Genomic DNA, 12636 nt, shown 5'->3' on the forward strand with positions numbered 1-12636 from the left:
AGTCTTGGTCATGGTGGCGTTCCTTCGCGGGAATCGGTGACGTGAACAATCACCAGCCTGCCATGACCGCCCTCTCTCGGCGAATTTGCAGAACTCTCAGCACACTACCTGATTCGGCATAGGGCGTTCCCTGCCCTGTCCCGACTCCAGCGGGACACACTGAGCCCCGCCGGGTCCCCTCCCCGGCGGGGTTTTTTGTCTTGAAAACCGGCCCCGTCTGGCCGAAATACCCTCTATCGCAATTCGATCGGAGCCTTCATGAAGCGTCTCGAACTCGCCATCGAATCCGTCATCCTGGCCTCGCGCTGGCTGCTGGTTGCCTTCTATCTCGGGCTCGGCGTGGCGCTCGCGACATATGCCTTGTCCTTCGGCAAGAAGCTCTACGAGTTTGTGTTCAGCGCCTTCACGCTCGGCGACACCGACACGATCCTGAAAATGCTCGGTCTGATCGACGCAGCCCTTGTCGCCTCGCTGGTGGTGATGGTGATCATCTCGGGCTACGAGAATTTCGTCAGCCGCTTCGACGAGCAGGACGGCGAGGTCCATTGGCTGGGAACGATCGATGTCGGCTCGCTGAAGGTCAAGGTCGCCTCGACCATCGTCGCGATCTCCTCAATCCACCTGCTGCAGGTCTTCCTCAACCACGCTTCCTACACGACGGAGCAGCTGATGTGGCTGACCATCATGCACTTGGCCTTTGTCTTTTCGGCGCTGATGCTTGCCTATATCGACCGGGTGATGGCGCTGGCGAAAGGCAAGAAGGTGGAAGAATAGGCTATTCTTGTCAGCTTGACCGCGTCTTGATACCATCTATTGGTATTGGAGATGAGAAATGCCCAAAAACACCTCCGTGACTCTTGGCGATCAGTATGATGCTTTCATTCAACGGCAGATAGCGAAAGGCCGCTTCGGCTCGGCGAGTGAAACCGTTCGTGCCGGTCTTCGCCTTCTCGAAGAGCAGGAATTGAAGCTCGAGCAGTTGCGTGCAGCTATCGACGAAGGAGACATGTCGGGCAACCCCGAGCCGTTCGACATTGAGGCGTTTCTCAAGGCAAAGAAACGTGGGTGAAAAGAACGGTCCGGTTTTCGCCAAAGGCGAGGCGGGACCTAGATGGTATCTGGGACTATTCGCTGAGTCAGTGGGGCGCAGAGCGGGCAGAGGCCTACATCCGCTCCATCCATTACACGATGAATTTAATAGACCAGTTTCCGGCGATAGCGCGAAACGCTTCGGATATTCGACCCGGCTTGCTGAAATATTCGGTCGGCTCTCACGTGGTGTATCTGCGGATGAGTGACCAATCCATCGATGCCGTGCGCATTTTACATCAACAGATGGATTACCCCAGACACCTCTAAAGCATGTCTCCCGAAAGTGGGAACCGGTTTCGGGATAAAGACATGCGTAAATCAAAACCTAAAGCGCATGGAGCGAATCTGAAAGATCGCGACGCGCTTTAGACGGCTCGTCTTATGTTCGTGTCCGAACTGGCGAACACCTCGTCCGGCACAAAGAAATCGCCGGCAAGTGCCCCTTTGGCGCCCGGCGCATAGACCGAAAAGTCCGTGACGCCCTCGGCGCGCAGAACCTCTTCGTCGATGTAGAAATTGCCGGTCGCCTCGCGCGACGGGCGCAGGAAGATCGCATGCGCGGCATCGGCCATGATGTCGGGCGAGCGGCTCATCGCCGCCACCGTCGCCCCGCCCAGGAGATTGCGCACCGCGGCCGTGTCGATGGTCGAGATCGGCCACAGCGAATTAACGGCGATACCGGCTCCGGCGAACTCGGCGCTCATGCCGAGCGTGCACATCGACATGCCGAACTTGGCCATCGTGTAGGCGACGTGGTTCTTGAACCACTTGGCCTTCATGTCGAGCGGCGGCGCCAGATTCAGGATGTGAGGGTTCTTGGCCAACTTCAAGTGAGGAATGCACATTTTGGAGACCAGGAAGGTTCCACGCGTGTTGATCTGGTGCATCAGGTCGTAGCGCTTCATGTCGGTCTCCAGCGTGCCCGTAAGCTGGATGGCGCTGGCATTGTTGACGCAGATGTCGATGCCGCCGAACTTCTCGACGGTCCTTGCCACCGCATCGGCGACCTGGGCCTCGTCGCGAATGTCGCAAAGCACCGGCAGCGCCCTGCCGCCGGCCTGCTCGATTTCCTCGGCCGCCGTGTAGATCGTGCCCGGCAGCTTCGGATGCGGCTCGGCGGTCTTGGCCGCGATCGTCACATTGGCGCCGTCGCGCGCCGCGCGCAGCGCGATCGCGAGGCCAATGCCGCGCGATCCACCCGACATGAACAGCGTCTTGTCCTTGAGCGACATTTCTCGCCTCCCTCTTCAACGTGGGAGGCAACTTGCGCGGGGGACAGGCGTGGCGCAAGGCCCAAGGCACCGAAACGAGATTACGCTGCGTCGTCCTGAAAAAGGAAGCCGCTGTGGTGGCTCAAACCAATACCAGCCCCTGTCGCATGGCAATCGCGATCGCATCGGTGCGGTTGGCGGCGCCGAGCTTGATCAGGATGGCGGCGACGTGGAACTTCGCCGTGTGCACGGAAATGTTGAGCCGCCGGGCGATCACCTTGTTCGGCGCGCCTTCGGCCAGCAGCGCCAGCACTTCCGCCTCGCGCGGCGACAGGGCTGGATGCGCCTGATTATCCTCCGGCACGTCCTCTTCGGCGAGGCCATCATGGAAATCGCCATGCGCGACCTCGGACTGCGCTGCCCTGCTGACGCGATAGCCGGAAGCGGCCAGCCGCGCCGCGGCGACGACCAACAGGCTATCGGCCGACGGCGGCAGCACGGCGACCACGTTACCGGGAAGCCGCTCGTGCCCGCTACGGCGGGACAGCAGGACAACGGGCGTCGTCGAACCGACGGCCCGGCTTTCCAAGGCCGCATCGTCGGTCACCGCGACATCCGTTGGCTGGCCGGTGCTGCTCCCGGCCAATGTCGGCAGCAGATCGTCGCTCGCAGCCAGCGCATCGGCAAGCTGCTCGGCGCGCTGGGTATCGCCGAGCGCCACCAGCACCGTCAGCCGGTGGACTGACGGTTCTGGTCTCGCAATCGTTTGTGCCGTGCTGCTGGCCATCGATCCTCTCAGCTCAGCGGCTTCTCGCCGATGGTGATCGACACCTCGCGCTCAGCGCCACCGCTCGAAACGCCGAGAGTCACCGTTGTGCCGGCGCTGTCCGGCCCGAGCTTGCGGATCAGCTCGCGCGGCCCATGCACGGCCTCGCCGTTCCAGGCGACAACGATGTCGCCGACATGCAGGCCGGCTGCCTTGGCCGGACCGTTGTCGTCGAGGCTCATCACCATGGCGCCTTTGGTGTCGCCATTACGGATCGGATGCAGCCCGGCGCCGAGATAGCCGCGCGCGACGTGACCCTTCTCGCGCAGCGTTGCCACCGCGCGCTCGATCGTCTCGTAAGGCATCACCAGCGCGCGCCCGCGCGGTCCGAACAAAAGCATGCCGATCAGACCACCCTTGGCGTCGAGCACCGGCCCCCCCTCGAAGCGCCCGCCGGTGTTGATGGCGAGGTTGATGCGCCGGTCGATCGTGCCGCCGCGCATCGAGCGCCAGGCCGGACCGACCTCGCCTACCGTGCCGAACACGGCAAGCGCGGCGCCATCGCTGTTGCCGACGGCGATCGCCAGATTGCCGGGCCGCACGGCGCCTGCCCGGGCGAGTTGCGGCAGACCGGCGGAAGCGGAAGCCGGCTTCAGCAGGGCAACGCCCGTCGACGGATCGCGGCCGACGAGTTCCGCCTTGGCGGTTTCGCCGGACGCCAGCGTCAATTCGATCTCTTCGCCGGCCTCCACCGCTTCCTCGGCGGTGACAAGAAAGCCGTCGCCCCAATGGAAGGCGCTCGCGGTGCGATGGTGATGCGTGACGAAACTCGCCACCGCTGGGGCAGCGGTGGCCGCGACATCGGCGATCGCGTCGGACAAGGCACTGAGATTGAAGTCGCTCATAAGACTGTCTCCTGGGTTCGGTGACCCAGATATCGCTCCGGAACGGCGCCGCGGGTACTCGCCTGACGGCTAGTCGCCGGCTGGACTGGCCACATGGTCAGGTCGCGGCTGTCGAGCCCGCTCCGCACATATAGTCATCATTCCGCAAGATCACGAGGGAACACGCCGATGGCTTTCGCCGCCGAAAAACTCCAATCCGACGACACCTTGCTCGATGCCTACTCGGCATCCGTTGCCGACGCCGTCGACCGCATCGGGCCGGCCGTGTGCCGCATCGAGCGCATCGGCGCGGGCGGCCACGGCTCCGGCTTCGTCATTGCGCAGGACGGGCTGGTCGTCACCAATTTCCATGTCGTCGGCGATGCGCGCGCCGTGCGCGTCACCATGCCGGACGGCGCCTCACGCGAAGGCCATGTGCTTGGCCGCGATCCCGACACCGACATCGCCCTGGTGCGCGCCGACGGCAGTTTCGCCGACGTCGCGCCGCTCGGCGATTCCAAGCGCCTGCGCCGCGGCCAGATCGCGATCGCTATCGGCAATCCGCTCGGCTTCGAATGGACCGTCACCGCCGGCGTCGTCTCGGCGCTCGGCCGTTCGATGCGCGCTTCGACCGGCCGGCTGATCGACGATGTCATCCAGACCGATGCCGCGCTCAATCCCGGCAATTCTGGCGGACCGCTGGTGTCGTCGGCGGGTGAGGTGATCGGCGTCAACACCGCCATGATCCATGGCGCGCAGGGCATCGCCTTCGCGGTCGCCTCCAACACCGCCAATTTCGTCATCTCCGAGATCATCCGCTTCGGCCGCGTGCGCCGCGCCTTCATCGGCGTCTCGGCCGACACCACCAACCTGCCGCGACGGGCGGCGCTCTTGTCGCAGGTCACCACGAACACGGCGGTGCGCCTGCGCAGCGTCGAGAAGAACGGCCCCGCCGCCAAGGCCGGGCTGAAGGAAGGCGACATCATCGCGGCGATAGACGGCCGGCCGGTGACCGGCGTCGACGACCTCGTGCGCATGCTCGACGCCGAGCGCATCGGCCGCGAGACGCTCTGCACCGTCGTGCGCCGCACCGGCGTCAGCCAGGTAGCGGTGACGCCGGTAGCGCGGACGAACTGAGATCGCCGTCCAGCCTAGCTGCCGGCCGCCCCTTCGGCGTATTGCGCCAGGAATTCCTCGCTTGGGGGGACCGGCTTGATGACGTCGATGAGCACGCCGTTGGGATCCCTGGTGATGAAATGGCGCTGGCCGAAGGGCTCGTCGCGCAAGCTGCGCAGGATCGGCAGGCCGGCGGCGACGGCGCGGGCATAGACGGCGTCGGGATCGCGGACCTCGAAATTGATCAAAAGGCCCGACGTGCGTCCCCGCCCTTCTTCCGGGATTGTCTCATGGTCGCCTTGCACGATGCCGAGATTGACGCGCCTGTCCTCGGCCGACTGCAAGTGCACATACCAGTCGCTCTCGAAGAGCGGCTTGAAGTGGAAATGCGCGACGTAAAAAGCCGCAGTGCCTGCGACATCGTCCGTCATCAGCACCGGATAATAGCTCGTCGTCTTCATCTTTCCTTCTCCTCTCATTCAACATACAGTCTGTATGTAAGCGCATTAACATACAGGCTGCATGTATGCAACAAGAGTCCGGACGCCGCTCCAACCGCGACCGCACCGAGGCGACGCGCGCCGATCTGATCCGCGCGGCGCGAAAGCTGTTCACGGAAAAATCCTATGCCGAGACAGGCACGCCGGAGATCGTCGCCGAAGCCGGCGTCACCCGCGGCGCGCTCTACCATCACTTCGCCGACAAGCAGGCGCTGTTCGCGGCGGTCATCGAGCAGGAGGCGGCGGCCGTGGCGGCGGAGATCGAGCAAGCCTCGCCGCCCCCGCTATCCGCGCGCGACGCGCTGATCGCCGGATCGGACGCCTATCTCAAGGCAATGCATGCCCCCGGCCGCACGCGGCTTCTGTTGCTCGACGGCCCGGCCGTTCTCGGCCGCGCTGCCATGGACGAGATCGACAACCGCCACGGCAACCGCTCGCTGCGCGAGGGCCTGGTCGCCGCGATGCGCGCGCAAGCGATGACCAGATTGCCGGCCGAGGCGCTGACGGCCCTGCTGGCGGCCGCCTTCGACCGGGCGGCTTTGGCCATCGAGGCCGGCGGCGCCGCCGAGGATTATCGCGTAGTGCTCATGTCGCTGATTGATGGATTGGCTCCGGCTCGGGCACCGGGCCCGGCTCGAACTCGTTGAAACAGCCGAGCTCGCGCTTGAACTGATCGATCAGCCACGCAGCCACCGGTTTCGGGCTGCGATCGTTGCGGTGCATGGCAAACAGTGGGGCGCTCGTTTCCCTGTAAGGTTCGAGATCGAGTTCGACCAATCGACCGCTCGCCAAATCGTCGGCGATCAGCCAGCGCGGCAAGCCGCCCCAGCCCAGTCCAGCCCGCATGAGCGTGTGCTTGGTGCGCATGTCGGTGAGCCGCCAGGTGCGGTAGGCAAAGACGCCGTAGTCGCGTCCCTTGGTGCGCTCCGACTGGTCGGTGACGACAAGCTGGGTGTATTCGCGCACGTCTTCGAGCGCCACCGGCTTCGGCAGTCGCGCCAGCGGATGGTTGGGCGTGGCCGCCGGCACCATCGACATGGAACCGATGGCAACGAGATGCACGTCGACGACCTCGCCCAGCAGGCCGCCGATGCCGAGATCGGCCTGGCCGCTCAGGACATAATCCGGGATCAGGCCGAGCGAGCCGACATGCAGACGTAGCATCACCGTCGGGAATTGCGCTTCGAACGCCCTTAGCACCCGCACCAGCACCGGCGATGGCAGCGCCACGTCGACGGACAGCGCGACCTCGACCTCGAGTCCCTGATTGTAGCCGTCGACGCGTGAGCGGATGCGCTGCAGGACGCCGATCATGCGCCGCGCGTCCTCCAGCATCGCCTTGCCGACATCGGTCAGCTGCGGCTCGCGCGTGCCTTCGCGTTCGAACAATTTCAGGCCGAGCTGCGCTTCGAGATTGGCGATGCCGTAGCTCACCACCGACTGCGCCCGGTTAAGCTTGCGGCCCGCCGCCGAGAAGCTGCCGGCATCGGCCACGGCCACCAGGATTTGGAGCTGATCCAGGGTCGGGTTTGGTTGCATGGTCGATCCATCCATTTTATTGATAGATTGTATCCATATTATACCAGTTATCCTGATGGAATGGAATCCCATATTGGCGGGGAAAGTTCAATCCAACCCCAAGGGGACACCGCCATGTCTATTCTTCTCGTTACGTCCAGCCCGCGCGGCGACGCTTCGCACTCGACCCGCGTCGCTACAGATCTTGCCCAGAAGCTCGTTGCCGCCGATCCGTCCAACACGCTCGTCGTGCGCGACCTGGTCGCCAATCCTCTGCCGCATATCGATCCTGATTACGCCACCGGCATCTACACGCCGGCCGAAGCCCGCACGCCGCGCCAGGCCGAGGTCGTCGGCGTTTCCGACGCCGTGCTCGACGAGCTTTTCGCCGCCGACACCGTGATCCTCGCCACCGGCTTCATCAACTTCAACATCTCCTCGACGTTGAAGTCCTGGGTCGACCACGTCGCCCGCTCGGGCAAGACCTTTGCTTACGGTGAGAACGGCCCGAAGGGGCTCGTCAACGGCAAGAAGGTCTATATCGTGCTTGCTTCCGGCGGCATCTATTCCGAAGGCGCCGCGGTTCATATGGACCACGCTGTTCCGTATCTGCGCAGCGTGCTCGGCTTCCTCGGCATGACCGACGTCGAGGTCATCCGTGTCGAGGGTGTCGGCATGGGCGCTGACGCGATCACCGCAGCACTCGCCAAGGCCACCGCCAAGGTTGACGCCATCGCGGCCGCCAATGCCGATCAGGTCGCGGTCGCGGCCTGATCACTGATGCCAGGAAATGAAAGAGGCAGGCGCCCGCCAGCGCCTGCCTCTTTTTGCGTTTCGGCCCTCGCGCTACAACGGCGGCAGCACCACGGCCGGATGGCGGTCCTCGCGCAGGATAAGCCCAAGGCTGTAATCCAGCGCCAGCTTCATGGCGCCGAGCGCGGTCCCGACATCTCCGAGCGTGCTGACCGCGATCGGCGTCGGCCAGGCCAGCTCGCCGGCCACCCGCTCGACCTCAGCCGTCATCAGTGCATTGCGCCCGACGCCGCCGCCGAGCACGATCAGGCCTGGGTCGAACATGCCGATGCAGCCGGCCGCGAGCCGGCCGATGTCGGCCGCATGGCGCGACACCGCCTCGGCGGCCGGGCGCGACCCGGCCAGCGCCAGCGCGAACAATTCCTTGGCCGAGCTCGGCGGCGCCCCCTCTTCCGCCGGCCAGGTCTGCTGGCTGCGCTCGACCAGCGCCCGCGAGCCGAGATAGTGCTCCAGCCCTTCGCGATAAGGCACTTCGCTGGCCGACCACGGAAAAGGCATGCGGCCGACTTCGCCCGCAGCGCCGCCTGCACCACGATAAAGCCGGCCTTCATTGATGAGGCCGAGACCGACCCGTACGCCGACCTGCAGGAAGGCAAAGGTCTGGTGGCCCTGCGCCGCCCCGAAATGCATTTCGCCGATCGCCGCGCAGTTGACGTTGTTCTCCAGGATGATCGGCACGTCGATCTTGCGGAGAAGGGTGCGGAGCACGGCGTCCGGCCCATTGCCCTGGCCATTGCCGAGACGACTGTGCGAGACGATGCGCGGCACCGCGACCGCGATGCTGCGCAGGATCCGGAACGTCTTGCCGACCTTTGCCGGGATCGATTTGGCGACCGACAGAATGACCGCGCCGATCTCGTCGGTCGTCGCCCTTTCCGGAATGCTCTCCTCCACCGTCGCCAGGGGCTGGGCATCCATCGAATAGGCGACGGCGCGCACCTGTGCAGCGCCGACATCGATGCCCACCACATAGCCGGCACCAGGGCCGATGCCATAGATGGTGGCGGTCCGCCCGATGGCGCCGCGCTCCGTCCCGCGCGACGCGACGAGGCCGAGCGCGCTGAGCTCGGAAACGGCGGCCGACATGGTCGGCTTGGATAGCTCCAGCATCGACCCTAGCTTCGGCCGGGTCACCGGCCCCTGCGACGCCAGCAGCCGCAGCACGGCGCGGGCGCTTTCCGTCAGGCTGGGGATTTCGGATGGAGCCATTTGCGACGTTTGTTCCGCCTTCATCCTCTCGGCGCTCGGCAAGGCGCGGCGGATCGCATATCACGAATCAACCGCGACAATCGCCATTGTGATGCGTTTCGGTGGATTGCGCGAATGCCCCCTACTGAGGAACAAGTCTGGCGGCCAGAGAAAGCTAAAGCTCCGTCGGCGACCACGGCTTCAGCTTGGTGTCGGTCTGCCGGTAGCGGAAGGTGATATCGGTCAGGCCGGCCTCATCCTGCATGTCTGCGACGATCATCTGCAGCGCGATGATCTCCATTATGCCGTCCGCGATCGCATTGCCCAGCGCCGGGATGACGATCACGGCGAGCTTTTCCGTCGACGCGACACCGGTCCTGCGCGTGATCAGCACCGAGGGGCAACCGAAGCCGGCGACATCCTGCGCGATCTTGACCTCGCGGTCGTCGCCGAAGGCGATCAGGCCGGTGGCCGCGTCCTGCGATTCCATCGGACCGTGCAGGTAGTTCAGCGTGTCCCAGCCGGAGGCTGGAACCCGAACCGCCTCGCGGATCAGCATCGCCGCCTCGCCCGCATTGGCAAAGCCGATGCCAGCGCCGACAATGTCGATGGCGGCGCGACCGGCCAGCAGCCTTGCTGCCCGACCTGCACCCTCCCAGCCATCTGCCAGCAGGCGCTGGACCGCCCTGGGCAGTTGTCCCCAATCGAAGCCGCCGCCGGCGATCCTGTCCACCAGCATGCCGAGCGCGAGCAGGGTGCCGGTATAGCCGGTCGAACTGGCGCCATTGTCGGCGCCCGAGTCCATGGCGATCACCGCGCCGGTGATATCGGCCAGCGGATTGTCGGCGCCGCGGCAGATGGCAAGGCGGGGATAGGCTTTGGCCTCCAGCATCACATCGGCGATTTCCCGGCTCTGGCCCGAGGCCGACAGAGCGACAAAGGCGTCCGCCGCTGCATCCGTCCGGCCATAGAGCTCGGTCGGCAGGAAGGCTAAGCCCCGCCTGCCGGACTGACGCAGATAAAAGGCCCCGGCGAGCGCCGCCTGGTAGCTGGCGCCGATGCCGGCAAAGCCTACAGTGCCACCGGCAAAGCCAGACAGGTCCAAAATGTCAAGCGCCCGCGCCACGGCCTGCCTGCCGACTTCCAGGCTTTCGGCCTGGCGTGACACCGCGGGGCGGTAACCGATACGCTTCATCTTCGATACTCCATCAACATCGGCGGTCACTATGCGCGGCCACGGGACTGAGCTTCGTCCGCGACAAGGCGCGCGGCCAGCGCGACCGCGCCAATCACCGGCGGCTCGCGCAGCAGGATCACGCGGCTTGCCGGCGACAATGACGCCATGGCCTCGACGAAAGCGTCCATCAGCATCGGCTGCTCGGCAATGACGCCGCCGCCGGCGACGACCAGCGAGGCATTGGCGCCGCGTTCGATCAGCAGTTGCACAAGTGCCGCAAGCCCCTCCCCGCCTTCCTTGATGACGCGGGACGCAAGCGGAGAGCCAGCATTAGCCGCATCGAAGACGGCGTTGGCATAGCGGCCCCAGGCCGCGGCGCCCCTCGTCTCGTTGAGCAATATGCCGAGCTTGGTCTGGTCGTCGGTGCCAATCTCGCGCATCAGCATGGCAATCAGCGGATCGCCCTCTTGGCCGCGATCGAGCGTCCGGCGGATCGCCTTGGCGGCTTCGCGCACAAGCGCTGCCGCGCTTCCTTCGTCGCCCAGGATCCAGCCCCAGCCGCCGGCGGCAAGCATCTTGCCATCAGCGGTGCGGGCGACCGCGATCGAGCCGGTGCCGGCCACGACGCCGATGCCGTCATCATAGCCGGCGGCGGGCACCATCAGCTCGGCGTCGTTGACCACCTGCACGCTCGTCTTGAGATGGGCCGACAGCAGCGCCTGAAACCGCCGGCATTGTTCGTCGGTATCGCAACCATGCGCGCCGACGGCCATGGCAGCCGGCGATGATCCCCCGCACAGTTCCGCCACGATGGCCGCCAGTTTCGCCGCATCGACCTCCATCTGGCGGATCCGCCATTCGTCGGTCACGAGCGTCTTGTCGAACAGCAAGCTGCTCCCTCGGCGCCCCATGATGCGCGTCTTGGTGCCGCCTATGTCCACGCCCGCCAATAGGTTCTGATCCACGAACATTCCCTTCGTCGGACGGGCCACTGAAGCCGCGCACAACGTTCCAATCACATTAGTTAGGAAACTTTACAAACTATCTTTCCAGACGGCAAGAACTATGATTTGGTAATTCCCGTCAAAGCGCATGCAGGCGCACTGGGAGATTATGAAAATGAGCAGGAGAAGGATCGGCCTGGCCCTCGCGGCCGCCTCTTTCGCATGGGGATTCGCATCAAGCGTGGCGCATGCCACCGACATCTCGTTCTGGACCTGGCGCCAGGAAGACAAGGCCGCCTACAACGAACTTTTCGCCGATTTCACCAAGGCCAATCCGGACATCCACGTGAAGTTCGAGTCGTTCCCGGACGAGAATTATCCGACCATCGTCTCGACGGCGCTGGCCGGCGGCAAGGGTGGCGACGTCATCCACACCCATGCCTATGGCTGGCTCGAGCAGTTCGTGAAGGCCGGCTATTTCGAGCCGCTGGACATGACAACGGTGCCGTCGCTCGCCAACCAGTCGGCGGACGCCTTGGTGTCCGGCACCTACCGCGCCGACAAGAAGGTCTATTCGCTCCCCTTCGCCTCGCAGACGCTTGGCCTGTTCATCAACAAGGACGTCTTCGCCAAGGCCGGCCTGACGCCGCCGACCACCTGGGACGAGTTCATCATCGTCAGCAAGGCGCTGAAGGAAAAGGGCATCTATCCGCTGGCCAACGGCATGGGCACCAGCTGGTTCAACGAGATGTTCGTGGCCATCTTCACCAACCCGTTCTTCGGCCAGGACTTCGTCAGCGACCTGACCAGTGGCAAGACCACCTTCAAGGATCCGCGTTATGTCGCGGCGCTCGGCAAGCTGCTCGAATTGCGTCCCTATATGCCCGACGGTTTCGAAGGCATCGACTATGATACGGCTGGGCAGCTGTTCCTCAGCGGCAAGGCGGCGATGCTCGCCGGCGGCAGCTTCGACATCGCCACCTACCGGTCGCAGAACCCATCCATCAACATGGACTTCGTCGCCCCGCCGATGGCCAAGGCCGGCGACACGCCGCAGGCCACCAAATTCTTCGACGGCGGCTATGCGGTCAACTCCAAGTCGGCCAACAAGGAAGCCGCGCTAAAGCTGGTCAACTGGATGGGCACCAAGGAATTCGGCGACAAGTTCTCCGCGCTCCTCGGCAACATCTCGCCGATCAAGGGCGTGGTCATCAAGGACGAGTTGCTTTCGCATGTCGCCAAGTTGAACGAGACGGCGATGCCGCATATCAATGTCGTCTATTTCCGCTTCGAAAAGCCGACGGGATCGGAACTGCTGCAGGGCGACATCACCAAGATGATGTCCGGCTCGATCACGCCGGACCAGCTTGCAGCCGACCTCACCGACGGCCTCGCCAAATGGTACAAGCCGTTCCAGGGCAAGTAAC

Annotated in this window: 15 protein-coding genes; 7 read left to right on the plus strand and 8 right to left on the minus strand. The window is 64.6% G+C overall.

The genetic code is table 11. The features are described from left to right. Positions 1-258: 258 nt before the first annotated feature. From RFM41_RS31535 to RFM41_RS31545, 3 genes are read left to right on the plus strand one after another with little or no spacing between them, the layout of a single operon-like run. Positions 259-774: a TIGR00645 family protein gene (locus tag RFM41_RS31535; protein ID WP_320253259.1), complete on the plus strand. Its 516-nt coding sequence runs from the start codon at positions 259-261 to the stop codon at positions 772-774. A gap of 58 nt (positions 775-832) precedes the next feature. Beyond that, a complete protein-coding gene (locus RFM41_RS31540; protein WP_140541416.1) occupies positions 833-1069 on the plus strand; it encodes a type II toxin-antitoxin system ParD family antitoxin in 237 nt (78 codons plus the stop codon). Beyond that, a complete protein-coding gene (locus RFM41_RS31545; protein ID WP_320253258.1) occupies positions 1066-1359 on the plus strand; it encodes a type II toxin-antitoxin system RelE/ParE family toxin in 294 nt (97 codons plus the stop codon). The genes RFM41_RS31540 and RFM41_RS31545 overlap by 4 nt, the downstream gene beginning before the upstream one ends. Positions 1360-1457: 98 nt before the next feature. Here RFM41_RS31545 and RFM41_RS31550 read toward each other — a convergent pair whose 3' ends face one another. The 3 genes from RFM41_RS31550 to RFM41_RS31560 form a co-directional block, all read right to left on the minus strand. Next, complete coding sequence (locus tag RFM41_RS31550) at positions 1458-2324, minus strand: SDR family oxidoreductase (protein ID WP_320253257.1); 867 nt, start codon at positions 2322-2324, stop codon at positions 1458-1460. A gap of 121 nt (positions 2325-2445) precedes the next feature. Next, positions 2446-3090, minus strand: a complete 645-nt coding sequence (locus RFM41_RS31555; RefSeq protein ID WP_320253256.1) for a response regulator transcription factor — start codon at positions 3088-3090, stop codon at positions 2446-2448. An 8-nt stretch (positions 3091-3098) separates the two neighbouring features. Next, positions 3099-3974, minus strand: a complete 876-nt coding sequence (locus tag RFM41_RS31560) for a S1C family serine protease (RefSeq protein WP_320253255.1) — start codon at positions 3972-3974, stop codon at positions 3099-3101. Positions 3975-4142: 168 nt separating this feature from the next. On the opposite strand from RFM41_RS31560, the gene RFM41_RS31565 reads away from it, so the two are divergent. Then, positions 4143-5090 carry a S1C family serine protease gene (locus RFM41_RS31565; RefSeq protein ID WP_320253254.1) on the plus strand — a complete coding sequence of 316 codons (948 nt, stop codon included), beginning with the start codon at positions 4143-4145 and terminating at the stop codon, positions 5088-5090. Positions 5091-5104: 14 nt separating this feature from the next. Here RFM41_RS31565 and RFM41_RS31570 read toward each other — a convergent pair whose 3' ends face one another. Continuing rightward, a complete protein-coding gene (locus RFM41_RS31570) occupies positions 5105-5530 on the minus strand; it encodes a VOC family protein (protein WP_320253253.1) in 426 nt (141 codons plus the stop codon). Between the two features lie 65 nt (positions 5531-5595). Here RFM41_RS31570 and RFM41_RS31575 point away from each other — a divergent pair, with 65 nt between their 5' ends. Beyond that, a complete protein-coding gene (locus RFM41_RS31575; RefSeq protein ID WP_320253252.1) occupies positions 5596-6216 on the plus strand; it encodes a TetR/AcrR family transcriptional regulator in 621 nt (206 codons plus the stop codon). Here RFM41_RS31575 and RFM41_RS31580 read toward each other — a convergent pair. Further along, the gene (locus RFM41_RS31580) at positions 6155-7108 is read right to left on the minus strand and encodes a LysR family transcriptional regulator (protein WP_320253251.1); all 954 of its coding nucleotides are present in this window, start codon (positions 7106-7108) and stop codon (positions 6155-6157) included. The two genes, RFM41_RS31575 and RFM41_RS31580, sit on opposite strands and share 62 nt — an antisense overlap. A 114-nt stretch (positions 7109-7222) precedes the next feature. Between RFM41_RS31580 and RFM41_RS31585 the strand changes: the two genes are divergently transcribed. Continuing rightward, entirely contained in the window at positions 7223-7861 is a 639-nt protein-coding gene (locus RFM41_RS31585; RefSeq protein WP_320253250.1) for an FMN-dependent NADH-azoreductase, read from the plus strand. A 72-nt stretch (positions 7862-7933) separates the two neighbouring features. Here the strand turns inward: RFM41_RS31585 and RFM41_RS31590 are convergent, their stop codons facing one another. The 3 genes from RFM41_RS31590 to RFM41_RS31600 all read right to left on the minus strand — a co-directional run bounded on the left by RFM41_RS31590 (position 7934) and on the right by RFM41_RS31600 (position 11230). Beyond that, on the minus strand, positions 7934-9109 hold the full coding sequence (locus RFM41_RS31590; RefSeq protein WP_320253249.1) for an ROK family transcriptional regulator: 1176 nt from the start codon (positions 9107-9109) through the stop codon (positions 7934-7936). Positions 9110-9263: 154 nt separating this feature from the next. Then, a complete protein-coding gene (locus RFM41_RS31595; RefSeq protein ID WP_320253248.1) occupies positions 9264-10283 on the minus strand; it encodes an SIS domain-containing protein in 1020 nt (339 codons plus the stop codon). 29 nt (positions 10284-10312) lie between these two features. Further along, complete coding sequence (locus RFM41_RS31600; RefSeq protein WP_320253247.1) at positions 10313-11230, minus strand: BadF/BadG/BcrA/BcrD ATPase family protein; 918 nt, start codon at positions 11228-11230, stop codon at positions 10313-10315. A 154-nt stretch (positions 11231-11384) separates the two neighbouring features. Between RFM41_RS31600 and RFM41_RS31605 the strand changes: the two genes are divergently transcribed. Then, positions 11385-12635 carry a sugar ABC transporter substrate-binding protein gene (locus RFM41_RS31605; protein WP_320253246.1) on the plus strand — a complete coding sequence of 417 codons (1251 nt, stop codon included), beginning with the start codon at positions 11385-11387 and terminating at the stop codon, positions 12633-12635. Position 12636 lies beyond the last annotated feature (1 nt).

The organism is Mesorhizobium vachelliae (genome assembly GCF_033977325.1).
GTDB classification, from domain to species: Bacteria; Pseudomonadota; Alphaproteobacteria; order Rhizobiales; family Rhizobiaceae; genus Mesorhizobium; species Mesorhizobium vachelliae.

Coding starts and splice junctions, on each gene's coding strand:
- RFM41_RS31535 (WP_320253259.1), top strand. CDS start 259: ATGAAGCGTCTCGAACTCGCCATCGAATCCGTCATCCTGGCCTCGCGC.
- RFM41_RS31575 (WP_320253252.1), top strand. CDS start 5,596: ATGCAACAAGAGTCCGGACGCCGCTCCAACCGCGACCGCACCGAGGCG.
- RFM41_RS31580 (WP_320253251.1), bottom strand. CDS start 7,108: ATGCAACCAAACCCGACCCTGGATCAGCTCCAAATCCTGGTGGCCGTG.
- RFM41_RS31555 (WP_320253256.1), bottom strand. CDS start 3,090: ATGGCCAGCAGCACGGCACAAACGATTGCGAGACCAGAACCGTCAGTC.
- RFM41_RS31570 (WP_320253253.1), bottom strand. CDS start 5,530: ATGAAGACGACGAGCTATTATCCGGTGCTGATGACGGACGATGTCGCA.
- RFM41_RS31565 (WP_320253254.1), top strand. CDS start 4,143: ATGGCTTTCGCCGCCGAAAAACTCCAATCCGACGACACCTTGCTCGAT.
- RFM41_RS31550 (WP_320253257.1), bottom strand. CDS start 2,324: ATGTCGCTCAAGGACAAGACGCTGTTCATGTCGGGTGGATCGCGCGGC.
- RFM41_RS31595 (WP_320253248.1), bottom strand. CDS start 10,283: ATGAAGCGTATCGGTTACCGCCCCGCGGTGTCACGCCAGGCCGAAAGC.
- RFM41_RS31605 (WP_320253246.1), top strand. CDS start 11,385: ATGAGCAGGAGAAGGATCGGCCTGGCCCTCGCGGCCGCCTCTTTCGCA.
- RFM41_RS31560 (WP_320253255.1), bottom strand. CDS start 3,974: ATGAGCGACTTCAATCTCAGTGCCTTGTCCGACGCGATCGCCGATGTC.
- RFM41_RS31590 (WP_320253249.1), bottom strand. CDS start 9,109: ATGGCTCCATCCGAAATCCCCAGCCTGACGGAAAGCGCCCGCGCCGTG.
- RFM41_RS31540 (WP_140541416.1), top strand. CDS start 833: ATGCCCAAAAACACCTCCGTGACTCTTGGCGATCAGTATGATGCTTTC.
- RFM41_RS31585 (WP_320253250.1), top strand. CDS start 7,223: ATGTCTATTCTTCTCGTTACGTCCAGCCCGCGCGGCGACGCTTCGCAC.